Annotated in this window: 19 protein-coding genes, 1 rRNA gene and 1 pseudogene (1 of these 21 only partly in view); 12 read left to right on the forward strand and 9 right to left on the reverse strand. The window is 69.0% G+C overall.

Annotated elements, in window-relative coordinates:
* Nucleotides 1-616: ribosomal RNA gene (locus tag C1707_RS05220) — 16S ribosomal RNA — on the reverse strand (it extends 866 nt beyond the left edge of the window).
* A 982-nt stretch (nucleotides 617-1598) separates the two neighbouring features.
* Between C1707_RS05220 and C1707_RS05230 the strand changes: the two genes are divergently transcribed.
* Nucleotides 1599-2021: an Hsp20 family protein gene (locus C1707_RS05230; RefSeq protein WP_101715285.1), complete on the forward strand. Its 423-nt coding sequence runs from the start codon at nucleotides 1599-1601 to the stop codon at nucleotides 2019-2021.
* A gap of 79 nt (nucleotides 2022-2100) precedes the next feature.
* Nucleotides 2101-2367 (forward strand): DUF1150 family protein, encoded by a 267-nt coding sequence (locus tag C1707_RS05235; protein ID WP_101715284.1) that lies wholly within the window; start codon nucleotides 2101-2103, stop codon nucleotides 2365-2367.
* 94 nt (nucleotides 2368-2461) lie between these two features.
* On the opposite strand, the gene C1707_RS05240 is transcribed toward C1707_RS05235, so the two are convergent.
* Nucleotides 2462-3253, reverse strand: coding sequence for a SapC family protein (locus C1707_RS05240; RefSeq protein ID WP_101715283.1), 792 nt, complete (start codon nucleotides 3251-3253; stop codon nucleotides 2462-2464).
* Between the two features lie 166 nt (nucleotides 3254-3419).
* Nucleotides 3420-5459, reverse strand: coding sequence for a TonB-dependent receptor (locus tag C1707_RS05245; protein ID WP_101715287.1), 2040 nt, complete (start codon nucleotides 5457-5459; stop codon nucleotides 3420-3422).
* Between the two features lie 148 nt (nucleotides 5460-5607).
* Here C1707_RS05245 and C1707_RS05250 point away from each other — a divergent pair, with 148 nt between their 5' ends.
* The 3 genes from C1707_RS05250 to C1707_RS05260 all read left to right on the forward strand — a co-directional run bounded on the left by C1707_RS05250 (nucleotide 5608) and on the right by C1707_RS05260 (nucleotide 7370).
* Entirely contained in the window at nucleotides 5608-6426 is an 819-nt protein-coding gene (locus C1707_RS05250) for an acid phosphatase (RefSeq protein ID WP_101715282.1), read from the forward strand.
* A gap of 94 nt (nucleotides 6427-6520) precedes the next feature.
* Complete coding sequence (locus C1707_RS05255) at nucleotides 6521-6964, forward strand: hypothetical protein (protein ID WP_101715281.1); 444 nt, start codon at nucleotides 6521-6523, stop codon at nucleotides 6962-6964.
* 13 nt (nucleotides 6965-6977) lie between these two features.
* A complete protein-coding gene (locus tag C1707_RS05260; protein ID WP_101715280.1) occupies nucleotides 6978-7370 on the forward strand; it encodes an aldo-keto reductase family protein in 393 nt (130 codons plus the stop codon).
* A gap of 32 nt (nucleotides 7371-7402) precedes the next feature.
* Here the strand turns inward: C1707_RS05260 and C1707_RS05265 are convergent, their stop codons facing one another.
* The 4 genes and pseudogenes from C1707_RS05265 to C1707_RS05280 all read right to left on the reverse strand — a co-directional run bounded on the left by C1707_RS05265 (nucleotide 7403) and on the right by C1707_RS05280 (nucleotide 11874).
* A complete protein-coding gene (locus tag C1707_RS05265) occupies nucleotides 7403-8071 on the reverse strand; it encodes a DUF6624 domain-containing protein (RefSeq protein WP_101715279.1) in 669 nt (222 codons plus the stop codon).
* A gap of 127 nt (nucleotides 8072-8198) precedes the next feature.
* Nucleotides 8199-9424 (reverse strand): annotated as a pseudogene (locus tag C1707_RS05270) (argininosuccinate synthase).
* Between the two features lie 92 nt (nucleotides 9425-9516).
* Nucleotides 9517-9879 (reverse strand): hypothetical protein, encoded by a 363-nt coding sequence (locus tag C1707_RS05275; RefSeq protein WP_101715277.1) that lies wholly within the window; start codon nucleotides 9877-9879, stop codon nucleotides 9517-9519.
* Entirely contained in the window at nucleotides 9880-11874 is a 1995-nt protein-coding gene (locus C1707_RS05280) for a potassium transporter Kup (protein ID WP_101715276.1), read from the reverse strand. It lies immediately after the preceding gene.
* Nucleotides 11875-12049: 175 nt separating this feature from the next.
* Between C1707_RS05280 and C1707_RS05285 the strand changes: the two genes are divergently transcribed.
* The 3 genes from C1707_RS05285 (at nucleotide 12050) to C1707_RS05295 (ending at nucleotide 14243) form a co-directional block, all read left to right on the forward strand.
* Nucleotides 12050-12499, forward strand: a complete 450-nt coding sequence (locus tag C1707_RS05285) for an Rrf2 family transcriptional regulator (RefSeq protein WP_101715275.1) — start codon at nucleotides 12050-12052, stop codon at nucleotides 12497-12499.
* Nucleotides 12500-12659: 160 nt separating this feature from the next.
* Complete coding sequence (locus tag C1707_RS05290; protein ID WP_101715274.1) at nucleotides 12660-13268, forward strand: flavodoxin family protein; 609 nt, start codon at nucleotides 12660-12662, stop codon at nucleotides 13266-13268.
* A gap of 174 nt (nucleotides 13269-13442) precedes the next feature.
* Entirely contained in the window at nucleotides 13443-14243 is an 801-nt protein-coding gene (locus C1707_RS05295; RefSeq protein WP_101715286.1) for an SDR family NAD(P)-dependent oxidoreductase, read from the forward strand.
* Between the two features lie 126 nt (nucleotides 14244-14369).
* On the opposite strand, the gene C1707_RS05300 is transcribed toward C1707_RS05295, so the two are convergent.
* Entirely contained in the window at nucleotides 14370-15068 is a 699-nt protein-coding gene (locus tag C1707_RS05300; RefSeq protein WP_101715273.1) for a MarC family protein, read from the reverse strand.
* 88 nt (nucleotides 15069-15156) lie between these two features.
* On the opposite strand from C1707_RS05300, the gene pyrF reads away from it, so the two are divergent.
* Nucleotides 15157-15846 carry an orotidine-5'-phosphate decarboxylase gene (gene pyrF, locus C1707_RS05305; protein ID WP_101715272.1) on the forward strand — a complete coding sequence of 230 codons (690 nt, stop codon included), beginning with the start codon at nucleotides 15157-15159 and terminating at the stop codon, nucleotides 15844-15846.
* A gap of 169 nt (nucleotides 15847-16015) precedes the next feature.
* Here pyrF and ald read toward each other — a convergent pair whose 3' ends face one another.
* A complete protein-coding gene (gene ald / locus C1707_RS05310) occupies nucleotides 16016-17140 on the reverse strand; it encodes an alanine dehydrogenase (protein WP_101715271.1) in 1125 nt (374 codons plus the stop codon).
* A gap of 120 nt (nucleotides 17141-17260) precedes the next feature.
* Between ald and C1707_RS05315 the strand changes: the two genes are divergently transcribed.
* The 3 genes from C1707_RS05315 to C1707_RS05325 all read left to right on the forward strand — a co-directional run bounded on the left by C1707_RS05315 (nucleotide 17261) and on the right by C1707_RS05325 (nucleotide 23781).
* Nucleotides 17261-17734 carry an Lrp/AsnC family transcriptional regulator gene (locus tag C1707_RS05315; protein ID WP_101715270.1) on the forward strand — a complete coding sequence of 158 codons (474 nt, stop codon included), beginning with the start codon at nucleotides 17261-17263 and terminating at the stop codon, nucleotides 17732-17734.
* A gap of 81 nt (nucleotides 17735-17815) precedes the next feature.
* Nucleotides 17816-18655, forward strand: a complete 840-nt coding sequence (locus tag C1707_RS05320; protein ID WP_101715269.1) for a carbonic anhydrase — start codon at nucleotides 17816-17818, stop codon at nucleotides 18653-18655.
* Between the two features lie 95 nt (nucleotides 18656-18750).
* A complete protein-coding gene (locus C1707_RS05325) occupies nucleotides 18751-23781 on the forward strand; it encodes an alpha-2-macroglobulin family protein (RefSeq protein WP_101715268.1) in 5031 nt (1676 codons plus the stop codon).
* Nucleotides 23782-23785: the final 4 nt, after the last annotated feature.

A 23785-nucleotide genomic window follows, 5' to 3' on the forward strand; every position in this document is an offset into this window, starting at 1 on the left:
CACATACCTCTTCCGTACTCAAGACTGCCAGTATCAAAGGCAATTCCAAGGTTGAGCCCTGGGCTTTCACCTCTGACTAAACAGTCCGCCTACGCTCCCTTTACGCCCAGTAATTCCGAGCAACGCTAGCCCCCTTCGTATTACCGCGGCTGCTGGCACGAAGTTAGCCGGGGCTTCTTCTCCGGGTACCGTCATTATCGTCCCCGGTGAAAGAATTTTACAATCCTAAGACCTTCATCATTCACGCGGCATGGCTGCGTCAGGCTTTCGCCCATTGCGCAAGATTCCCCACTGCTGCCTCCCGTAGGAGTTTGGGCCGTGTCTCAGTCCCAATGTGGCTGATCATCCTCTCAGACCAGCTACTGATCGTCGCCTTGGTGAGCTTTTACCTCACCAACTAGCTAATCAGACGCGGGCCGCTCCAATGGCGATAAATCTTTCCCCCGAAGGGCACATCCGGTATTAGCTCAAGTTTCCCTGAGTTGTTCCGAACCAAAGGGCACGTTCCCACGTGTTACTCACCCGTCCGCCACTAATCCCGAAGGATCCGTTCGACTTGCATGTGTTAGGCCTGCCGCCAGCGTTCGCTCTGAGCCAGGATCAAACTCTCAGGTTGAGTTGACATTGACTCCAGCTATTTGACCGAGGGGAAAACCTCAGTCGCGTATCTGGTTTGCATAGTTTCTTGACGAGTTCCCATCACACAATGACCAAGCCCGAAAGCTCGATCACCGTATAAATGGTGTCTTCAAGAGACCGCATTCGTCAGCGTCTAAGATGACCTCGAAGGGTCATCGCCAGAGCGCCGCCGCCTGCGTTTCTCTTTCCAAATCAACAATGTCAAAGACCAGAGCCGGAGCTCCGAGCCGCCTCCGTAACCGGGGAGCGGCCCCACCGTTTAGCGCCCGGTGTCGGCGGAGGCGGCTATCTAGCTAACCTCGAATTCCGTGTCAAATCGTTTTTTTCAAAACTTTTCGACCCGATGCCGAACCAGGGAAATCCCCGGACCAGCGAGCCGGCAGTCTCTAAAGAAACCACCAAACCCTGTCAAGCAATTCTTTCTAAGAAAGTTCTGCTCAACTTCTTCACCAGCACTTCCGAATTCTTGCGAACTCTTCAATCCCGATGAACGAGGCGGCGCTTCTATTGAAACAACCTAACCCCGTCAACCAACTCTTTTCAGAAACCTTCGAAGAACAGAAGTCCTCCAAAAGCAACAAAAGCGCTCCCTCCCGAAGGCCAAAGGCCGTCGGCAATCCAGCTGCCCGAGTCGATTGAGGCCGCGGAACTTAGCGATGAGATCCAACCGAAGCAAGGGCCTTGTGGGCCCCGGTTTCGAGCGTCTTCGTCAGCGCCGTTCCGAGGAGGAGCGCATATAGGCCTGTGACCGGACGATGACAAGCGCCAACCCGCACGCATCCACAGGTCTGGCGCTTCCTGCCCCGCGACGCACCGTCGCGCCGGGCCAGTCACGCCTATCTGCGCCTTGAACCCCGGCGGGCCCGTCGCCACTTCATATCCGACGATCGCGGATCGGGGCGCCGCTCCAGGGCCCCGGACCCCGCGAACGAAGTCGCTTTGATGCGTAAGGACTTCGCATGACCCGGACGATCCTGTTCGACAGCCCGTTCCTGTTGGGCTTCGAACACACCCGAGACCTGATCGAGCGCGCCGCCAAGGCCGCTGGTGAAAGCTATCCGCCCTATAATGTCGAACAGACCGACGAGGGCGTGCGCATCACCCTGGCCGTCGCCGGCTTCTCTCCCGACCAGCTGCAGGTCACCGTCGAGGGCGGCCAGCTGGTGGTGGCGGGTCGCCGCGACGGCGAGGCCCGCACCGAAGCCGAGCGCGCCTACCTGCATCGGGGAATCGCCGCCCGCGGCTTCGTGCGCACCTTCGTGCTGGCCGAGGGCATGGAGGTGTCGGCCGCCACGCTCGAACACGGCCTGCTGCACGTCGACGTCGCCCGCCCGCCGCCCGAACGCCAGGTGCGGCGCATCCCCATCCGCTCGCAAGGCTGAGGCCCTGCACGACACTCACGCTCCAGCCGCCTGAACCACAGGGACCTCGGAGCGTTCCCCTATCGAAGGAGGTGGTCACATGACGCCCAATTCGCACACGCCGTTCTTCTCGACCGAGGCCTTCGCCGCGCTGGGCGCGCCCGACCTCGTCTATGTGCGCCCGATCAAGGCGGCCGAGATCCTCGCCGACGCGCCAGAGGGCGTGGAGGATTTCGACCTGGCGCCCGACCAGACGCTGTATGCGGTATGCCGGGCCGACGGCGCCCGCCTGGCGGTCCTCACCGACCGCGACGCGGCCATGGCCGCCGCCCTGGCCCACGAACTGGCGCCGGTCTCGGTGCACTGACCCTCTCTCCCCCGTGGAGAGAGAGCCGGCCAAATGAAAAGGGCGGCGGATCCTGCGATCCGCCGCCCTCTTTCTTTGGTTCCTACGCTCGACCTCAGTTGAGGTTGGCGGCCGGGGCCTGAGCCTGGCGGAACATGGTGATGGCGATCAGGCGATCCCAACCGACCAGCGACACCAGGTGCGCGTAGATCTGGGCCAGGGCGCCCGAGGTCTGCAGTTCCTTCAGCTTCTCGATCGGCAGAGCGTTCAGTTTCTCTTCCGAGACGCCGTAGTACTCGGCCACGACCTGCGGCTCGCCCGGCTGGCCGTCGGCGCCGGCCGGCGTGAAGGTGGCGGTCTTCAGTTCGAAGAGGTCGTTGTCCTTCAGCAGCTGCACGAACGAGTCGGTGCGGCGGCGCTCGACTTCGAAGTCGTCGCAGAACTTGATGCAGTTCTGGGTGTATTCGGTCGGTTCGCCCTTGGCGTCGAACAGCGGGGTCTCGCCGGCTTCCGACAGCAGGCTCGAGGCGCGGTCGATGCAGACGATCATGCGGCCCTGGGCGTCGTCGTTGGCCAGCACGAACGGATAGCGGCGGACGTAGGCCGGGATGTAGACGCCGACTTCGGTCGAGCCGTCGGCGTGGATGAACAGGTTCTCGCCCTGGTTCAGGCCCATCACCGCGAGCGGGGTGCGCTCTTCGCCGGCGAAGATGATCGGATAGGACAGGCCGGCCGGACCGAATTCGGTCACGGTCAGCGGCACGGCCGTGCCGGCCGCGGCGAAGGCATAAGGCTTGTCCTGGTGGACCAGGGCCAGCTTGCCGTGCAGTTCGCGGTTCAGCGGCTCGGGCGTGGAGTAGAAGAGGACGTTGCCGGTGATGCCGCCGGCGGACTGGGTCGTTTCCATAAGAAGCTCTACAGAAGGGCTAAGAAGAACGGACGCTCTATCGCGGGCGGCCTTGAGGTGGTCAGCGCTTCTAGCCGATCTGCGATATCCCGGCAATCGACACGTCCGGACGGAGAATCCGCGCCGCGGCTCTCGCTTGCGAAGAGAGGCGCGGCGCGATTTCGCCCTAGAACTTCCAGGCGATCCCGGTGCGGATCGAACGGCCCGGCGACGGGGCGATGTCCTTCAGGAACGAGGCGTGCTCGCGCACCTCCTCGTTGGTCAGGTTGCGACCGTCGACGAACCAGCGCAGCGGCTTGTCCTCGAACGGCTTGACCGTCACCCGCAGGTTCACCGTGGTGTAGGCGTCGGTCGGCAGCCCGTAGGTCGCCACCCGGTCCTGCTCGGCCACGTGGCGCACCTCCAGTTCGGCCTCGACGTTGGAGGCGGTCCAGATCGCCCGGCCGGTGAGCGACCAAGGCGGCACGCGGGCCGGCACGCCCAGATCGGTCTCGCCGCGCACGTAGTCGGCCACGCCCTCCAGGCGGACCGACTGGTCCTTGCCGCGCCAGGCGTCGTAGCCGACCTCCAGCTCGGCGCCGTGGAACTTGGCGCCGGTCTGGAAGTACTGGAACACCGGCAGGCTGTCCTCGATCTCGCCGGTCGGGGCCTCCTCGATGAAGTTGTCGTACCAGGCGCCCCACAGGTGGCCCTCGACGCGCAGGCGCGGGGCGGTCCAGCGATAGGTGGCCTCCAGCGAGGTGACGGTCTCGGAATCGAGGCTGTCGTCGCCCTTCTCGTAGCCGCCGGTGCCCGGGTGCGGGCCGTCGGCGAACAGTTCGAACTCGGTGGGCGCGCGGCCGTTGCGCGACAGGGTCAGGGCGACGAACTGATGCTCGGCCGGCTTGTAGAACACGCCCAGCGAGGCCGAGACGTTGTCGAAGTCGCGCTTCTGCGTCGCCGTCTCCAGCGAGCGGGTGTCGAAGCGCAGGCCCGCGTCCACGCCCCAATCGCCGCGATCGAAGCGCTGCAGGGTGAAGAGGCCGTACTCCTTGATGTCGACGCTGGGCACGAAGGCCTCGTCGCCGATCGCCTCGAAGCTGCGGGTCAGGGCCTGGAAGCCGATGGCGCCCTGGTGGCCGTCGTGCTCGCGATGCACCAGCTCGACGCGGCCCTCGGTGCCGTCCGACAGGAAGCGGGTGCCGACCTCGCCGTCCTCGACGCTGACCTCGGCGTGCTCGTAGTCGGCGTGGCCGATTGAGACCCGCACCTTCTCGAACCACGGGGTGTCGAGCTCCTGCTCGCCGCGCAGGTCGTAGCGGGTCTGCTGCAGGTGGATCGAGACCGGGCCCTCGGCGTCCGGGTCGATGGGCGACAGGATCTGGGCGTAGGGCACGCCGTAGGTGGTGTCGGTGCGCTTGACCGACAGACCCACGAAGCCGCGATCGTGCACGTAGGAGACGCCGGCGCCATAGGCGTCCATCTCGACATCGGTGTTGCGCACGGTCTTGTCGGGATCGACGGTCAGGCCGTCGCGGGCGGCCAGGCGCGTGGAGACCGGAGCGACGGGCACGTCGTAGTCGTCGCTCTGCCGGTGAACCGCGTCGACCGCGAACACCAGCGGGCCGGCGTTGAACTTGGCCGCGCCGCTGACGCCCCAGCCGCCGTCGACGCTGGACATCGAGCCGGCCACGCGGCCCTCGACGGGCGCGCTGGCGCGGGTCGACGGCACGCGGTCGTCGAGCATGTTGACCACGCCGCCGATGCCCGAGCCGCCATAGGCCAGGGTGGAGGGGCCGCGCAGCACCTCGATGCGCGAGGCCTCGGCCGGGTCGGAGGCCACCGCGTGGTCGGGCGACAGCGCCGAGGCGTCGACCTGGCCGACGCCGTTCTGCAGCACCATCACGCGCGGCCCCGACAGGCCGCGGATCACCGGGCGCGAGGCGCCGGGACCGTAGAAGGTGGAGCGCAGGCCCGGCAGGCCGTTGAGCACGTCGCCGAGGCCGGCGGGCGGGGCGACGTCGAGCTTGTCGCGGGTGACGACGTTGACGCTGCTGGTCACGGTGTCGAGCGACACGGCGTAGGGGGCGGCGGTGACCACCACCTGCGAGACGGCGTCGGCCGGATCGGTGTCGGCGGCGGGCGCGGCCGTATCGGCGGCCCAGGCGGGCGCCGCGGCGGCCAATGCGAGGAGGCTGGCGGCGGCGAGCGCCTGGCGGCGGACCATGGAACGGGTCATGGACGGAAAATCCCAACTTGCCGGGGGAGCGGCGAATATGCGTTATGAAATAACATATCCTGTCGTCAATCCGCTTTCGCTTGACGCCGCCAAGTCGTCTCGCTCTGTGTCCGGACGACCTCACTTCGGGCTTTCCATGATGCGTTTTTCGTCGCTCGCCCTCGTCGGCGCCCCCATTTCCGCCGCAATGCTGCTGGCCGCCTGCGCGCCCCTGTCGGGGCAGGGCCAGGCCCCGGCCAAGCCCTACGCCCAGGCCGGCGGCTCGACGACCTGGACCAAGCCGCCGAAGGGCTATCTGACCCTGGCCGAGCCGTTCGACGCGCCCGGCATCGTCGGCCCGCCGCCCGCCCCGAACTCACCGCGCGGCAAGGCCGACCGGGCCGCCTACGACGACACCCGCGCGCTCGCCGGCACGCCGGCCTGGGACAAGGCGATCGCCGACGCCGACCTGTCGGGCGCGGGCGGCTTCAGGAGCTTCTCCTGCGCCGCCAAGGTGACGATCAGCCCGCAGAAGACCCCGACCCTGGCCAACCTGCTGCTACGCATGACCGACGACGCCGGCACGATCTATCGCCCGGCCAAGCAGGCCTTCTCGCGGCCGCGCCCGCCGGTGGGCAACAGCAAGCCGATCTGCGTGCCGCGCGAGAAGTGGATCGAGACCGAGGGCTCCTATCCCTCCGGTCACGCCCTGGTCGGCTGGTCCTGGGGCCTGGTCCTGGCCGAGCTGGTCCCCGACCGCGCCGCGGAGCTCACCGCCCGCGGCCGCGAGTTCGGCGACAGCCGGGTGATCTGCGGCGTGCACTTCCCCAGCGACCTGGAGGCGGGCCGCCTGCTGGGCGGGGTGATGGTCTCGCGCCTGCACGCCGACCCGGCCTTCGCGGCCGACCTGGAAAAGGCCAAGGCCGAGATCGCCGCCTCCCGCGCCGAGGGCCCGCCGGCCGACTGCGGCGCCTGACGCTCGCCCGGAAGGCGCGCGCGGAACGACTTCAACTTAAAGCTTGAGCCCCTCCCGGAGCGGCGCCACCTTGGCCGCCTTCGGGAGGGGACCCATGCTAGAGACCATGCGACGGCCGGCGATCGCCCTGGCCTGTCTTCTGATGCTGGCCAGCTGCGCGGTGTTCGCCCCGCCCTACGATCCCACGCTCGACAGCAAGATCACCACCGCCTACGAGGGCGTCGCCAAGCTGGCGGCCGAGGCCGAGATGGGCCTCTACGTCGACAAGGCCACCTATCCCGGCAAGATCGAGACCTACGCCAACATCCAGGCCGCCCTGGCCGTGGCCGCCATCCGCGCGTCCACCCAGCCCTACGCCGCCAAGCCCGCCCAGAAGGCCATCGACGCAGAAGTGGCGATGATCAAGGGCTGCAGCGCCCAGGTCCAGGGCCTGGCCCAGCTGCACCAGCTGCAGGGCATCGTTCCCAACACCGGCGCGACCACCGCGATGATGGTCAGCTGCGATCAGGCGGCCAAGGCCGTCACGGCCATGAAGTGAGGCGAGCCGCCCGATGAGCATCGACTTCTCCACCCTGCAGGTCGACGACGTCGACAGCCTCGTCTCCGTGCTGGAACAGCAGCTGGGCGACACCGCCACCGACTGGTGGAACGCCAACAAGACCGTGGTGCCGGGCTATCTGCGCAGCCTGGCCGAGGCGACGATCCAGACCCGCACGGCCCTGGCCAACCACCAGATCACGCCGGAAGCCGCCGACATGATCCTTCACAACCAGGAACTGGCCTTCAACCAGACCATCCAGTTCACGCGGTACATGACGCTGGCGCTGGGCCAGACCCTGCTGAACACCGTGTTCAAGGTCATCGGCTGGGTCGTCTACAACAAGACCGGGATCAACATCGCGCCGAACCTGGTGCAGCCGACGGCGCCGGCCACCCCTGCCTAGCCTGCCTAGCCTGCCTAGCCTGCCTAGCCTGCCTAGCCTGCCTTCGGCGGATCGCAGCGGCCGTACAGGTTGTCGAGCCCCTTGAGATATTCCGGCATGGTCTGAAGGCCGAGCGCGGCGCGCCGCTTCTCGAGGCCGGCGGGATCCTCGACATTGTCGGGCATGGCGTGGCGGCCGTCGACGCAGCGCGCCCTCTGGGTGGCGTAGCGCTGGGGCCGCCCCTCCTGCTCGGCGATACGGTCGTAGAGGTTGGGATAACCGCTGGGCCCGCGCCCTTCGGCGACCAGCGGCTCCATCTTGGCCAGCGCCTCTTTCTGGAAGGCCAGATCCGGGGAATGGTTGACGATGTGGAAGGCCCCGTCGGCGGCGCGCTGGCCGACCTCCTCGGGCGTGAACCAGCCGCGCCCGGCCAGCAGCGTCTTCAGCCGTTCGGTGTGCTTGCGGTCGATCGGCTCGTAGTGCTCGGCCCAGATCGCGTCGAGCGCCTCGCGATCCTCGGGCGAGGCGGTCTTGCGCGCCTTCAGGAAGGTCACGCGCGTCGCCTGGTCGACCGCGCCCATGCCTCCCAGTTCCTCGATCAGCGCTTCCCTGGCGACCAGGGCCTGCGCCTCGGCCCGCGCCTGGGCCACCACCGGGGTGTCCGCCGCAAAGGCCGGCGCCGCCGACAACATCGCCACCGCCACCAGACCTGTCCGGATCATCAGCGCCCCTCCACCATTGCCGGAAAGGTGGCGACGGCTCGCGGCGCAATCATGGCGGTCCCATCGCGCAAAGAAAAAGCCCCGCCGTTTCCGGCGGGGCTCGTTCCTGATCCGAAGCTCGAAAGCCTCAGCCGCGCTGGTCGCGCTTGGCCAGCACGCGCAGGCGCAGGGCGTTGAGCTTGATGAAGCCGCCGGCGTCGCGGTGATCGTAGGCGACCTTGCCCTCCTCGAAGGTGACGAGGTCCTGGTCGTACAGGCTGTAGGCGCTCTCGCGGCCGATGACCGTGACGTTGCCCTTGTAGAGCTTCACGCGGACGCGGCCCGAGACCTTGGCCTGGCTGTAGTCGATGGCGGCCTGCAGCATCTCGCGCTCGGGCGAGAACCAGAAGCCGTTGTAGACGAGCGAAGCGTACTTCGGCATCAGCTCGTCCTTCAGGTGCATGGCGCCGCGGTCGAGCGTGATGCTCTCGATGCCGCGGTGGGCGGCCAGCAGGATGGTGCCGCCCGGGGTCTCGTAGACGCCGCGCGACTTCATGCCGACGAAGCGGTTCTCGACCAGGTCGAGGCGGCCGACGCCGTTGTCGCGGCCCAGTTCGTTCAGCTTGGTCAGCAGGGTGGCCGGGCTCATGGCCACGCCGTCGATGGCGACCGGGTCGCCCTTCTCGAAGTCGATGGTGATGATGGTCGGCTGATCCGGCGCGTCTTCCGGCGAGATCGTGCGCATGTGGACGAACTCGGGGCCTCGACCGCCGGGTCTTCCAGGACCTTACCTTCCGAGCTGCTGTGCAGCAGGTTGGCGTCGACGCTGAACGGCGCTTCGCCGCGCTTGTCCTTGGTGATCTGGATCTGGTGCTTCTCGGCGAACTCCAGCAGCGCTTCGCGCGACTTGAAGTCCCACTCGCGCCAGGGAGCGATCACGGTGATGTCGGGCTCGAGGCCGTAGTAGCCGAGCTCGAAGCGGACCTGGTCGTTGCCCTTGCCGGTGGCGCCGTGGCTGACGGCGTCGGCACCGACCTGGCGGGCGATCTCGATCTGGCGCTTGGCGATCAGCGGGCGGGCGATCGAGGTGCCGAGCAGGTACTGGCCTTCGTAGACCGTGTTGGCGCGGAACATCGGGAACACGAAGTCGCGCACGAACTCCTCGCGCACGTCCTCGATGAAGATGTTCTCGGGCTTCACGCCGGCGGCCAGGGCCTTGGCGCGCGCGGGCTCGATCTCTTCGCCCTGGCCGAGGTCGGCGGTGAAGGTCACGACCTCGGCGCCGTACTCGGTCTGCAGCCACTTGAGGATGATCGAGGTGTCGAGACCGCCCGAATAGGCGAGCACGACCTTCTTGACGGGCTTCTGGGCCATGTCGGGGGTCCTTGTCGAAGGCGAAAACACAAAGTCGCGGGGCGTTTAGCGCGCTTTTGCGACGAGGGAAACAACAGGGTCGGCAAGCGGCCCTACAGCCGGATCTTGCCCTCTTCGGCCAGCTGGTTCAGCGCCCGCCGCACCTGGGTCAGGTGGATGACCGCGAAGATCGCCGCCAAGGTGGCGCGCAGGCCCAGCATGATGATCGACAGCGTCAGGTCGTCGGCCTGCCGGCTCTCGACCAGCAGGTAGAGGCTGATCGCGAACGCCCCGGCCGGGAGCAGCACCAGGGCCGGACCGCGCGGCAGGCGCAGCAGGGTCGCGCCGCCGGGCGACCAGGCCACCGGCGTGGACTCGCCCTTGGGGATCTTGCTCCAGGCCATGCGCGACGCGCCGGCCATGATCGACAGGGCCAGAATCCAGAGCACGTCGCCGATGACGCCGAGAATATCCATCTACACAGTCACCTGGGCGCCGAGCTCGACCACGCGGCCGGGCGGAATCTTGAAGAAGTCGGTCGGGTTGGCCGCGTTCTTCATCAGGAAGATGTACAGCCGGTCCTGCCACAGGGGCATGCCCGAATTGGCCGACGGCACGATCGAGCGCCGGCCGAGGAAGAAGCTGGTGGCCATGATGTCGAACTTCAGCCCCTGCTGCTTGCGCAGCAGCGCCAGCGCCTTGGGCACGTTCGGGCTTTCCATGAAGCCGTAGTAGATCTCGACCTTCTTGAAGTCGTCATTGACCTTGAAGGTCTTGATGCGGTCCTCCTCGGGCACGCGCGGCGTCTCGGCCGTGCGCACGGTCAGCACCACGTTGCGCTCGTGCAGCACCTTGTTGTGCTTGAGGTTGTGCATCAGCGCGACCGGCGTCATGTCCGGGTCGGAGGTTAGGAAGATCGCCGTGCCGGGGGCGCGGTGCGGCGCGCGGGCCCGCAGGATCTCCATCAGGTCGGCCAGCGGCACCGAGTCCCGGCGGGTCTTCTCGCTGAGGATCTGGCTGCCGCGCACCCAGGTGGCCATGATCGTGAACAGGGCCGCGCCGATCAGCACCGGCAGCCAGCCGCCGGTGAAGAAGCGCAGGGCGTTGGCGCTGAGGAACACCAGGTCCAGGGTCATGAAGGGGATCAGGAAGGCCAGCGCCGCCGGCAGCTGCCACTTCCAGAGCTGGCGCATGACGATGAAGGCCATGGCCGTGGTCACCACCATCGTCCCGGTCACCGCCAGGCCGTAGGCGTGGGCCATGGCCGACGAGGTCTTGAAGGTGAACATCACCGCCAGCACGCCCAGCAGCAGCATGGTGTTGAGCTGCGGCACGAAGATCTGGCCCGACTGGGTCTCGGAGGTGCGGCGCACGTCCATGCGCGGCAGGAGGCCCAGCTGGATCGCCTGCTGGGTCAGCGAGAAGGCGCCGGTGATCACCGCCTGGCTGGCGATGACCGTGGCCGCGCCGGCCAGGATCACCAGCGGCAGGCGCAGGACGTCGGGCGCCATCTCGAAGAACCAGTTGAGCTCCTGGAACGGCGCGCCGGTCCGCTCGGCCTCGACCAGGGTGTTCAGCGCCAGGGCGCCCTGACCCAGATAGTTCAGGGCCAGGCACGGCAGCACGAAGAACAGCCACGCGGCCTGGATCGGCCAGCGGCCGAAATGGCCCATGTCGGCGGTCAGGGCCTCGGCCCCGGTCACGGTCAGGAACACCGCGCCCAGCACGATGAAGCCGGCCATGCCGTGATGCTGCAGGAAGTGGACCGCGTAGTAGGGGTTGATCGAGCGGAAGACGCCGGGATGGGCCAGCAGGTTGTAGACGCCCAGCACCGCCATGACGGTGAACCACAAGGCGCAGACCGGCCCGAACAGCTGGCCGACCTTGGCCGTGCCGCGGCTCTGGATGAAGAACAGGCCCAGCAGCATCACCGTGGCGATCAGCAGCACCATCTCGGTGGTGATGCTGTGCTCGAGCGCGGGGATGGTCCGCAGGCCCTCGACCGCCGACAGCACCGACATGGCCGGGGTGATCACCGCGTCGCCGTAGAACAGCGCCGCCCCGATCACGCCCAGGCCGAACACCAGGGCCGTGCGCCGGCCCATGGCGCGCTGGGCCAGGGCCATCAGCGACAGCACCCCGCCCTCGCCCTTGTTGTCGGCGCGCATGATGAACAGCACGTACTTGATCGTCACGACCAGGATCAGCGCCCACAGGGCCAGCGACACCACGCCGAGAATCTCGGCCCGCGTCACCCCGTCGGCGGCGGCCGTGTGCAGCGCCTCCTTGAAGGCGTAGAGCGGGCTGGTGCCGATGTCGCCGAACACGACGCCGACGGAACCCAGCGCGAGCACGAACGTGCCATGGCCCTTGGGACCGTGACCATTGGCGGAGCCCGCTTGCTGGGGAATGTCGCACGCCGCGACGGAGGCGTTCTCAGTGTTCGAAACGCCGGAGGCTTCGGAAGCCATTCAATCCCTCCGGGACCGCGCCCTCGAAAATCTCGCGCGAAGCCCCATATCGATCAAGCGGCGCGCGATACACCCAATCTGATCCGGGTTCAATCGCGACCTTGGCCGCGGACCGGTGACGGTTTTTGTTTCAACGCGCGCGTTCCCCCCTTACGTTCCGGACTTACAGAAGATCATGTCCGACAGTCAGAAGTTCCCCGTCGCCGCTCACGCCCTGGCCTATCTGGCGCACAAGGAGGCTTTCAGCCCCGACCGCGCCGTCGCCAGCGCCGAACTCGCGGCCTCCGTCCCCACCAATCCGGTGGTGGTCCGGCGCGTCACCGCCATGCTCGGCAAGGCGGGGCTGATCGGCGCGCGCGCCGGCGCCAACGGCGGCGCCTGGCTGCTGAGGCCGGCCCAGGACATCACCCTCGACACCGTGCTGCGGGCCGTCCACGGCTGCGCCAATCTCGGCACCGCCCCGCCTGGGGTGAAGGGCTGCCCGGTCGGGGCCCGCATCCCCGACGCGGTCCGCGCGGCCCTGATCGCCGCCGACGCCGCCGCCGCCGAACGGCTGTCGCGGATCTCGGTAGCCGACCTGCTGGCCGATCCGGCCGAGCGCGAGGCCGTGCTGAAAAGCGCCTGAAGTCTCGAGGCGGCCGGGTCGAGCGCGCCTTAAAGCCGCCCTCAGAAAAACTGCACCCGAAATTGTTGCGATTACCCCTGGCGCCGGTCGCGGGGCCCATTACGTAATCGCTACCGATACAGTTTCTGATCGGCAGCCAATTTCTGGGGATGAACCCGCCATGAGCACCAAGGTCGCCATCGTCTATCACTCGGGCTACGGCCACACCGCCGTCCTCGCCGACAAGGTCGCGCAGGGCGTCCGCGACGCCGGCCAGACCCCGGTCGTCCTGCCGATCGAAAGCGCGACGCAGGACTTCAAGCCCATCCTCGACGCCATCACCGAGGCCGACGCCGTGGTGTTCGGCGCGCCGACCTACATGGGCGACGTCTCGGGCGTGTTCAAAGTCTTCGCCGACGCCACCTCTGCCGTATTCTTCACCGGCGGCTGGAAGGACAAGCTGGCTGCGGGCTTCACCAACTCGCACAGCTTCGCCGGCGACAAGGGTCACGCCCTGGCCAGCCTGACGATCCTGGCCGCCCAGCACGGCATGAACTGGGTCAACCTGGGCGTCGCCCCGCCGGCCGTCACCGCCGCCGAGCGCGGTCCGGAGACGATCAACCGCGTGGGCTCGTTCGTCGGCGTCGCGGCGCAGTCCGACAACGCCTCGCCCGAGATCACCCCGCCGGCCGGCGACCGCGAGACCGCCCGCCTGCTGGGCGTGCGCGTGGCCGAGGCCGCCGTCCGCTGGACCCGCGGCGCGCAACCGGCGCTGAGCGACGCGGCCTAAGAGCCCGACTATCGGGCGCGCCATCCCCCTCCCCCGGGCGCGCCCTTCGCGGAGGAACGACCGACCCAGCCCTCCCCAGGTCGTTCCTCCGCCCCCGCTTCAACCGCGCCTTGAACCAGACCGGCCGGCGTGCTCGACTTCCTGCGACGCTTCGTTTGCAGGACCTTCGACTCCATGGCCCGCCGCCTCGCCCTGATCACCGGCGCCTCCGCCGGTATCGGGGCCGCCTTCGCCCGCATCTACGCCAGCCACGGCTACGACGTGGCCCTGACCGCCCGCCGGCTCGACCGGCTGGAGGCCCTGGCCGCCGAGATTCGCCTGCGTTTCGGGGTCGAGGCCTATGCGATCACGGCCGACCTGGCCGACCCGGCCGGCGTCGACGCGGTGCTGGCCGCGATCGCCGCCGAGGGCCGCGACGTCGACGCCCTGGTCAACAACGCCGGCTACGGCCTGCCAGGAACCTACGACCAGACCAGCTGGGCCGATCAGTCGGCCTTCCTGCAGGTGATGCTGACCTCGGTGTGCGGGCTGACGCACAAGGTGCTGCCCGGCATGGTCGAACGACGCTTCGGACGCATCGTCAACGTCGCCTCGTTGGCGGGCCTGGTCCCCGGCGCGGCCGGCCATACGCTGTACGCGGCGACCAAGAGCTTCCTGGTCAAGTTCTCCCAGAGCCTGCACCTGGAGAACCTGGCCAACGGCGTGCACGTCAGCGCCCTGTGCCCGGGCTTCACCCTGTCGGAGTTCCACGACGTCAACGGCACCCGGGCCCAGGTCAGCCAGAGCCTGCCGGCCTGGATGTGGCTGGGCGCCGACGAGGTCGCCGCCGCCGGCTACGAGGCCGCAGAGGCCAACCGCCCCGTCTGCGTCACCGGCGCGCCCAACAAGGCCATCGCCGTGCTCGCCAAGCTGATCCCCGACGAATGGGCCCTGGCGCTGATCGCCAACCAGGGCGGCAAGTTCCGGAAGGTCTAGCAAGACCCTCTCCCTGAAGGGGGAGGTGTCGCCGAAGGCGACGGAGGGGGAAGTCGGCTCCCGCCTCGGCAAAGCCTTCCCTCTCCGACCGCTTCGCGGCCACCTCTCCCTTCAGGGAGAGGGTTCTTACTTCTCCGCCGCGTAGGGCGCCTTGGCGTCCGCCCGGATCAGGCCGCGCGTGGCGTCGCCCACCCCGATCAGCACGAACTGCACCGCCAGGGCGCACAGGATCAGGCCCAGCACCCGCACCACGATGCTCATGCCGATGCGGCCCAGCACCTTGCTGATCACCGGCGCGGCCCAGAAGGTGGCGACCAGCACCACCGACACCGCCGCGATCACGCCCACGCCCAGGGCCATGCCGGCCAGGCCCAGGTGCTTGGCCTCGCTGGCGTAGATGATCACCGTCGAGATCGCCCCAGGGCCGATCAGCAGCGGCATGGCGAACGGCACGATCAGGCGCTCGAACCGCTTCTTGGCGTAGACCCGGGCCGACAGAACCTCGCCCTCCCCCTCGGCCGCGTCGGCGAACATGGTGGTGAAGTCGTCGCGCACCATGTCCAATCCGAGAATGAACAGGATGATGCCGCCGGCGATGCGGAAGGCCGGCATCGAGATGCCGAAGAACTCGAGCAGGCTCACGCCGGTGAAGTAGAAGAAGACCAGGAAGGCCAGGACGAACAGGCCGATGTAGACGGCCACCATCCGCCGCCCCGCCGAGGCCGCGCCGATGGTCGCGGCGGCGAACAGCGGCACGTTGCCGATCGGGTCGATCAGGGCGAACAGCGCGACGAAGAAGTTGACGGCGAGTTCGGCCTGGCTCATTCGACGTCCTCAACCTTCATGACTGTGCGGGAAACGTCGCTCTCTCTAGAGCGATGCGGCCTCGCGCGCCAACACCGGAGCCTTGTCGATGACCGCCGATCCGCGCCTGATTATCCCGCTGGACCTGCCCACGGTCGCCGACGCCCGGAAAATGGTCGAGCGCATCGGCGACGCGGCCTCGTTCTACAAGATCGGCCTGGAGCTGCTGGCCACCGACGGCATGGCCTTCGCCGGCGACCTGAAGAAGGCCGGCAAGCAGGTGTTCCTCGATTGGAAGCTGCACGACATCGGCGCGACGGTTGAGCGCTCGGCCCGGGTGCTGGCCGGGGCCGGCTGCGACCTGCTGACGGTCCACGCCGAGCCGCAGGTGATGCAGGCGGCGGTGAACGCCAAGGCCGGCTCGGACCTGAAGATCCTGGCCGTCACCGTGCTGACCAGCCTGACCGACGCCGACCTGATCGAGATGGGCTACGCCTTCAGCGCCCGCGCCCTGGTCGAGCGCCGCATCCGCCAGGCCATCGAGTGCGGCGTCGACGGCATCGTCTCCAGTCCGCACGAGGCGGCGCTGGCCCGCGAGATCGGCGGGCCGGACTTCCTGGTGGTGACGCCGGGCGTGCGCCCCTTCTGGGCGGCCAAGAACGACCAGGCGCGCGCCGCCACCCCGGCCGACGCCCTGAAGGCCGGCGCCAGCCACCTGGTCTGCGGCCGCCCGATCACGGCGGCCAACGACCCGCGCGACGCCGCGCTGAAGGTGATCGAGGAGATGGCGGGGCTCTGAAGCCCCCCAATTTTCGTCATCCCGGCCGTAGCGCGCAGCGCGAAGAGCCGGGACCCAGGGCCCGCGGCATCGCGCCGGCCACTGCTCAGGACCGCTGACGCCGCCGCGCCGACGGCCCTTGGGTCCCGGATAGCCGCTAGCGCGGCTTCCGGGATGACGGGAAAAGTTTCTACAGCTTCGAGCCGCCCCAGACGCCGAACGGGTCGACGAAGTCCTTCACCAGGGCCTGGGCCACGGCCGGGTGGGTCAGCTTGCCGCCCAGCACGTTGAGGCCGCGCGCCAGGTGGACGTTGTCCTCCAGGGCGTCCAGGCCCTTGTCGGCCAGGGCCAGGCCGAACGGCAGGGTGGCGTTGCCCAGGGCGTCGGACGAGGTGCGCGGGGCCGCGCCCGGCATGTTGGCCACGCAGTAGTGGACGACGCCGTCGACGGTGTAGGTCGGCTCGGCGTGGGTGGTCGGGTGGCTGGTCTCGAAGCAGCCGCCCTGGTCGATCGACACGTCGACCAGCACCGAGCCCGGCTTCATCCGCGACAGGTGTTCGCGGCGCACCAGCTTCGGGGCGGCCGCGCCGGCGGTCAGCACCGCGCCGATCACCACGTCGGCCTTGAGGATCTCCTCCTCCACCGCGTCCAGCGTCGAATAGCGCGTGAGAATGCGGCCCTGGTACAGGTCGTCCAGTTCACGCATGCGGGGGATAGAGCGCTCCAGCACCACGACCTCGGCGCCGAGGCCGGCGGCCATGCGGGCGGCGTTGGAGCCCACCACGCCGCCGCCCAGCACCGCCACGCGGGCCGGCGGCACGCCGGGCACGCCGCAGAGCAGCAGGCCCATGCCGCCGTTGTGCTTGAGCAGGGTCTCGGCCGCCGAGAACACGGCGATGCGGCCGGCCACTTCCGACATCGGGGCCAGCAGCGGCAGGCCGCCGCGCGCATCGGTGACGGTCTCGTAGGCGATGGCCGCGCAGCCCGAGGCCAGCAGGCCCTCGGTCTGGGCCGGATCGGGCGCCAGGTGCAGGTAGGTGAAGAGGATGTGGCGGTCGGTCAGGCGCTCCCACTCGATCTTCTGGGGCTCCTTGACCTTCACGATCATCTCGGCCCCGGCGAACACCGCGTCGGCGTCCGGAGCGATGCTCGCGCCGGCCTTCACATAGGCCTCGTCGGCATAGCCGGCGCCCAGGCCCGCGCCCTGCTGCACCAGCACCTGGTGGCCGTGGGCGACGTATTCGCGGACGGCGGTGGGGGTCAGGCCGACCCGGTGCTCGCCCGGTTTGATCTCGGAGGGGACGCCAACGCGCATGATGTTTCCTCGCTTTTTAGCTTTAACGCTGGTGTACGCCTCTACGTTCGCATGTTTCTTGGTTCTTTCGTCCTTCTAAGAACGTGGTATGCAGGAATCCTGCGTAAACGGAGCCATTCGGTGAAGAAATCCCCGGTCACGCTTGATGTGTTCGACCGAAAGATCCTCCGCCTGCTCCAGCGCGAGGGTCGGGCCAGCTATGTCGACATGGCCAAGGCGGCCAACCTGTCGGAGTCGGCGTGCCTGCGCCGGGTGCGGGCCCTGGAGGACGCCGGCGTCATCGGCCGCTACGCCGCGGTGATCGACGAGCGGGCCGTGGGCCTGCCGCTCAGCGTCTTCGTCACCGTCACCCTGTCGTCCCAGGCCGAGGCCGCCCTGACCGCCTTCGAGAAGGCCGTGGCCGGCGTGCGCGAGGTGGCCGAGTGCTACCTGATGACCGGCGGCTCGGACTATCTGCTGCGGCTGGTGGTGGCCGACGTCGACGACCTGGAGCGGGTGCACAGCCAGGAGCTGACCAGAATCCCCGGCGTGGTGCGGGTCAGCTCGTCGATCGCCATGCGCACCGTGGTCAAACGCGTCGAATTGCCGCTCTGAACAGAGCTTCACCATTGCCGGGCGGTTAACCGTCCCGCGCTTAGGGTCGGCCCCGACATTCACCGTCTTCGGGGGAAGACCATGGTTTCACGACGCTCCTTGCTGGGCGTGCTGGGCGCTGGCCTGGCCGCGCCCGCGCTCGCCTATGCCGAAGGCATGTCGCTGCCGGCCGTGACGCCAAAGGCCCGCAAGGCCCGCCGCGTCACCAAGGCGCTCGCGACCCAGCCGACCGACAAGGCCGCCTTGGAAAAGGCCGTCGCCAGCGTGCCGCCGATGGAGGGCCACGAACCGGTCGCCGTCTCCGGCGTCCACGTCGAGCCGGCCCCGGCCGTCAGTCCCGACGAAGCCCTGGGCCGCCTCAAGCACGGCAACGCCATCTTCGCCCGCGGCGGCGCCAGCCTCGTCCTGCCCTCTGCGGCGCGGATCTCCGAACTGGCCGGCGGCCAGCGGCCGTTCGCCGTCGTCGTCGGCTGCAGCGACAGCCGCACCGCGCCAGAGCTGATCTTCGACTGCAATCTGGGCGAGCTGTTCATCGTCCGCGTGGCCGGCTCGACCGTCGGGGCCGAGGGCCTGGGCTCGATCCTCTACGCCGTCGAGCACCTGGGCGCGCCGCTGGTCGTCGTGCTGGGCCACACCAAGTGCGGCGCCGTCGGCGCGGCCGTGGACGTCGCCACCAAGCACGCCCACCTGCATGGGGCCCTGCAGGACATGGTCCTGCCGATCCTGCCGGCCGTGTTCGACGCCGACGCCGAGCATCCGGCCGACCTGCAGGACGCCGCCATCCGCCGCAACGCCCGCAACATCGCCAATCGTCTCAAGGTGGCCGACGGCACGCTGGCCGAGCGCGTCGCCCAAGGCCGGCTGAAGATCGTCTCGGCCTGCTACGACCTGGCCACGGCCCAGGTGAAGTTCGACGTATAGGGCTACCGTAGCGGGTGTCACGGCTGCGCCGTTGACCCCCGCTCGCGCTTAGGTTCAAGTCCCCCAAATCACTTCGGGTTTGGGAGAGACGACGGATGTCGACGGACGAGACGCCGCAAGGCGACGGCGTGGCCAAGACCACCGTCTGGACCCGAATCCTCCAAGGCCTGAAGACCCCCGCCGCCGCCATCGCGGCCGGCGCCCTGGTGGTCGGCTTCGGCGGCGGCTTCGTGGCCGCCAAGACCGCCGACCTCGGCTGGTTCGGCGGCGGCGTCAAGGCGTCCTCCGGCGCGGCGGCCGTCAAGGGCGAGGCCTGGTCGCTGTTCGGCAAGCCGCGCGACGCCAATGCACGCCGGCGCGGCGCGCCCAAGCCCGAAGGCTTCGCCGTCTGGCGCACCCGCATCGACAGCTCCGGCGGCGAGGCGATGGCCTGCATCCAGATGAGCCGCGATCTCGACCCGTCCAAGGCCTATGCCGACTTCGTCATGGTCTCGCCCGACCTCGGCCGCACCCCGGCCGTGCGGGTCAAGGGCGACGAGCTGTGCATCGGCGGCGTGGGCTTCACCGACCGCCGCGTCACCCTGCTCAAGGGCCTGCCCGCCAAGGGCGGCGAGACCCTGGGCGCCAACGCCGACGTCGACTTCACCTTCGGCGAGAAGCCCCCTTATGTCGGCTTCGCCGGCGACGGCGTGATCCTGCCGCGCGAGGAATCCGACGGCGTCGCCATCGAGACCATGAACGTCCAGAAGCTGGCCGTCGAAGTCTGGCGGGTGTCCGACCGCAACCTGGTGCGCAAGTCGATCAGCGCGCCCGACCCCACCGGCGAGGGCGACTGGGCCGGCGACTACGGCGAGGACAGCGCCGGCGACGACGGCCGCCGCATCTGGAAGGGCGAGGTCTCGGTCGACGGCGCGACCGGCGCCAAGGCCACCACGGTCTTCCCGCTCGGCGCGGTGCTCAAGGAAATGAAGCCCGGCGCCTATCTGATCAAGGCGCGCGACGCCTCGGGCGGCCGCGATCCCGACGGCGAGGGCGACACCCCGCCGGCCCAGGCCCGCCGCTGGATCGTCTTCACCGACATGGCCCTGATCGCCTACGACGGTTCCGAGGCGCTGGACGTCGTGGTCCGCTCGCTGAAGACCGCCAAGACCGTGTCGGGCGTGCGCGTGGCCCTGGTCGCCCGCGACGGCGAACCGCTGGCCGAGGTCAAGAGCGACGCCGACGGCCGCGTGCGCTTCCCCCGCCCGCTGCTGAAGGGCGAAGGCGCCGAGCGCGCCAAGATGGTCATGGCCTACGGCCCCGAGGGCGACCTGTCGGTGCTGGATCTCGACCGCTCGCCGGTCGACCTGTCCAAGCAGGGCGTCGGCGGCCGCACCGAAAGCGAGGGCGGCCGCGCCGTCGGCAGCGACATCGACGGCTGGCTCTATGCCGACCGCGGCATCTACCGCCCCGGCGAGACCGTCCACCTGACGGCGATGATCCGCGACCGCATGGCCAAGGCGGTCAACGACCGCAAGGGCTACATTCTCGTGAAGCGCCCCTCGGGCGTCGAATTCAAGCGCTGGTGGTTCGGCCAGGCCAACGCCGGCGCGGTGCCGATCGACATCGCCCTGCCCCGCAGCGCCCCGCGTGGCCGCTGGACCGCCGAGCTGCACATCGAGGGCATCGAGGCTTCCACCGGCTCGCTGAGCTTCAGCGTCGAGGACTTCGCGCCTCAGCGTCTGGCGGTCACCACCACCGGCCAGGAGAGCACGCCGATCCGCATCGGCGAGACCCGCCAGATCGCGGTCAACGCCCGCTTCCTGTACGGCGCGCCGGGCTCGGGCCTGCAGACCCAAGGCGAGGCTCGCCTGCGCCGCGATACCGACCCCTTCCCGCAGTACAAGGGCTTCGAGTGGGGCGACGCCAAGGAACCCTTCGACGAAAAGCTGATCGAGCTGGGCACGACCGTCACCGACGGCGAGGGACGCGCGGTCCTGAACCTCGGCACCTCCGACGTCGGCGACACCGGCCAGCCGCTGGTGGCGGCGGTCACCGCCTCGGTATTCGAGCCCGGCGGCCGTCCGGTCCGTGAGGGCCTGGAACTCAAGGTTCGCGGCAAGCCGATCTACTACGGCGTCAAGGTCGAGCAGGGCGACGGCTCGGGCCGCGACGACCCGCCGGTGAGCCTGGAAGTGATCGCCGTCGACGCCGCCGGCAAGCGCATCTCGACCACCGCCAGCTACACCCTGATCAGCGAGAACTGGAACTACGACTGGTTCCAGCAGGACGGCCGCTGGCAGTGGCGGCGCACCAGCCGCGACGCCGTGGTGATGAAGGGCGGCCTCAACATGTCGGCCAGCCAGAGCGGCCGCATCAACCGCCGCCTGGGCTGGGGCGACTACCGCCTGGTGATCGAGGGCCCCGAAGGGACCAAGACCGTGGCCCGGTTCTCGTCGGGCTGGGGCTCGCCCGCCAAGGACGCCGAGGCCCCCGATTTCGTTCGCGTGTCGGCCGGGACCAAGGCTTATGCGCAGGGCGACACCGTCGAGATCACGCTGAAGGCGCCCTATGCCGGCCAGGCCCAGGTGGCCGTGGCCACCGACCGCCTGATCGACTTCAAGACCATCTCGGTCGGCGAGAACGGCGCGACCGTGAAGCTGAAGACCAGCGCCGCCTGGGGCGGCGGGGCCTATGTGATGGTCACCGTCATCCAGCCGCGCGACCCGGTCGCCTCGCCCAAGCCCAAGCGGGCCCTCGGCCTGGTCTATGTCCCGCTGGAGCCCAAGGGCCGCAAGCTGACGGTCGACATCGGCACGCCGGCCAAGCTCGACTCCAAGGCGCCGGTCGAGATCCCGCTGAAGGTGCAGGGCCTGGGCTTTGGCCAGAAGGCCCGGGTCACGGTGGCGGCGGTGGACGAGGGCGTGCTGCGCCTGACCCGCCAGGAAAGCCCCGACCCGGTGAAGTGGTACTTCGGCAAGCGGGCCCTGACGCTCGACTACCGCGACGACTACGGCCGCCTGCTCGACCCCAACATGGGCGCACCGGCCAACGTCAACTTCGGCGGCGACGAGCTGGGCGGCGAGGGCCTGACGGTCACGCCGATCAAGACCGTGGCCCTGTGGTCGGGCGTGGTCGAGACCGGTCTGGACGGCAAGGCGACGATCAAGCTGCCGCCCGCCGACTTCAACGGCGAGCTGCGGATCATGGCCGTGGCCTGGACCGACAACGCCGTCGGCTCCGGCTCCAAGGCCATGACCGTGCGCCAGCCGGTGGTCGCCGACCTCAACCTGCCGCGCTTCCTGTCGCCCGGCGACAAGCCGACCGCGACGCTTGAGCTGCACAATGTCGAGGGCAAGCCCGGCGCCTACACCGCCGAGGCCAACGCCTCGGGCGGGCTGAAGGTGGCGTTCAAGAAGGTGATCACCCTGATCCTGGGCCAGCGCGTCGCCGAGAAGATCCCGTTCCTGGCGCCCGACGTCACCGGCATCGGCAAGATCGGCTTCAAGGTCACCGGTCCCGACTTCTCGACGACCAAGGACTATCCGATCCAGACCCGCCTGGGCTGGGGCGACGTGGTGCGCACCACCACCGAGCTGCAGGCTCCGGGAACGACCTACACGCCCAACTACCAGCTTCTGTCGGGCCTGGCGGCCGGCGACGTGACGCTGCAGGTCAGCTACTCGCCGTTCAAGGGCTTCGACCCGTCGGCGATCGCCGTGGCCCTGCAGCGCTATCCGTACGGCTGCACCGAGCAGGTGGTGTCGGCGGCCTATCCGCTGCTCTACGCCCAGAGCGTCTCGACCGATCCCAAGCTCAAGCGCACGCCCGCGGCCCTGGCCGGGGCGGTGGGCCGCCTGCTGGACCGCCAGACCCTCGACGGCGCCTTCGGCCTGTGGCGGGTGGGCGACGGCGAGGCCGACCCGTGGCTGGGCGCCTACGCCACCGACTTCCTGCTGGAAGCCAAGGCCCAGGGCGTTGCCGTGCCCGACGAGGCGCTGGACAAGGCGCTGAACGCCATGCGCCAGGTCAGCCGTCCCGACGGCTGGGCCTCGGTCGCCTACCGGATGGAGTACCCGTCCTGGTGGGGCCGCAACGAGGACGACAGCCGCAAGGCCACCCAGCGCATGCGCCGCCGGGCCAGCGCCTACGCCCTCTATGTCCTGGCCAAGGCCGGGCGCGGGGACCTGGCCCGCCTGCGCTGGTGGCACGACGTGCAGATGAAGGACGAGGACCAGCCTATCGCCAAGGCCCAGGTCGCCGCCGGCCTGGCGTTGATGGGCGACCACGCCCGGGCCCGCTCGGCCATGCGTCAGGCGGTGAACTCGCTGAACTGGCGTGACGAGTACGACTGGTACCAGAGCCCGCTGCGCGACGTGGCCGCCGTCACGGCCCTGGCGGTCCAGGCCGGCCAGCCCGACGTCGCCGCCAGGCTGCAAGGCCGCCTGGAGAACGTGGTCAAGGATCCCGACGCCCTCAACACCCAGGAACAGGCCCAGCTGCTCTACGCCGCCCACCAGCTGATGAAGGCCGCCGGTCCCATCAGCATCGAGACCCAGAACGTCACGGCCCTGCCGCCCGCCGGCGGCGCGCCGCGCTGGGCCGTGGGCAAGCTGGCCGACGCCCGGTTCACCAACAAGGGCAAGGGCGCCCTGTGGCGGACCGTCAGCGTGCGCGGCACGCCGATCGTCGCGCCGGTCGCCGAGAGCAACGGCCTGTCGGTCAGCAAGCGGCTGTTCACGATGAGCGGCGGGGCGGTCGATCCGTCGGCCATCCGCCAGGGCGAACGCGTGATCGTGCTGATCCAGGGCCGGTCGATGCAGGCCCGTTCGACCGCCCTGGTGGTCGACGACGCCCTGCCGGCCGGCTTCGAGATCGAGGCCCCGCTCGGCGCCGACGACGCCCAGAACGGACCGTTCCGGTTCCTGGGCGAGCTGTCGACGCCCGACGCCCAGGAAAGCCGCGACGACCGCTACATCGCCGCGCTCGACCTGGAGGGCAACAAGCCCTTCGCCATGGCCTACATCGCGCGGGCCGTGACGCCGGGCGAGTTCTTCCTGCCCGGGGCCGTGGCCAAGGACATGTACCGCCCGAGCATCGCCGCCCGGTCGGACGCCGGCCGCGCGATCATCGCGGCGGGGCAGTGATGCT

This window comes from Caulobacter flavus (assembly GCF_003722335.1).
Taxonomy (GTDB): Bacteria; Pseudomonadota; Alphaproteobacteria; order Caulobacterales; family Caulobacteraceae; genus Caulobacter; species Caulobacter flavus.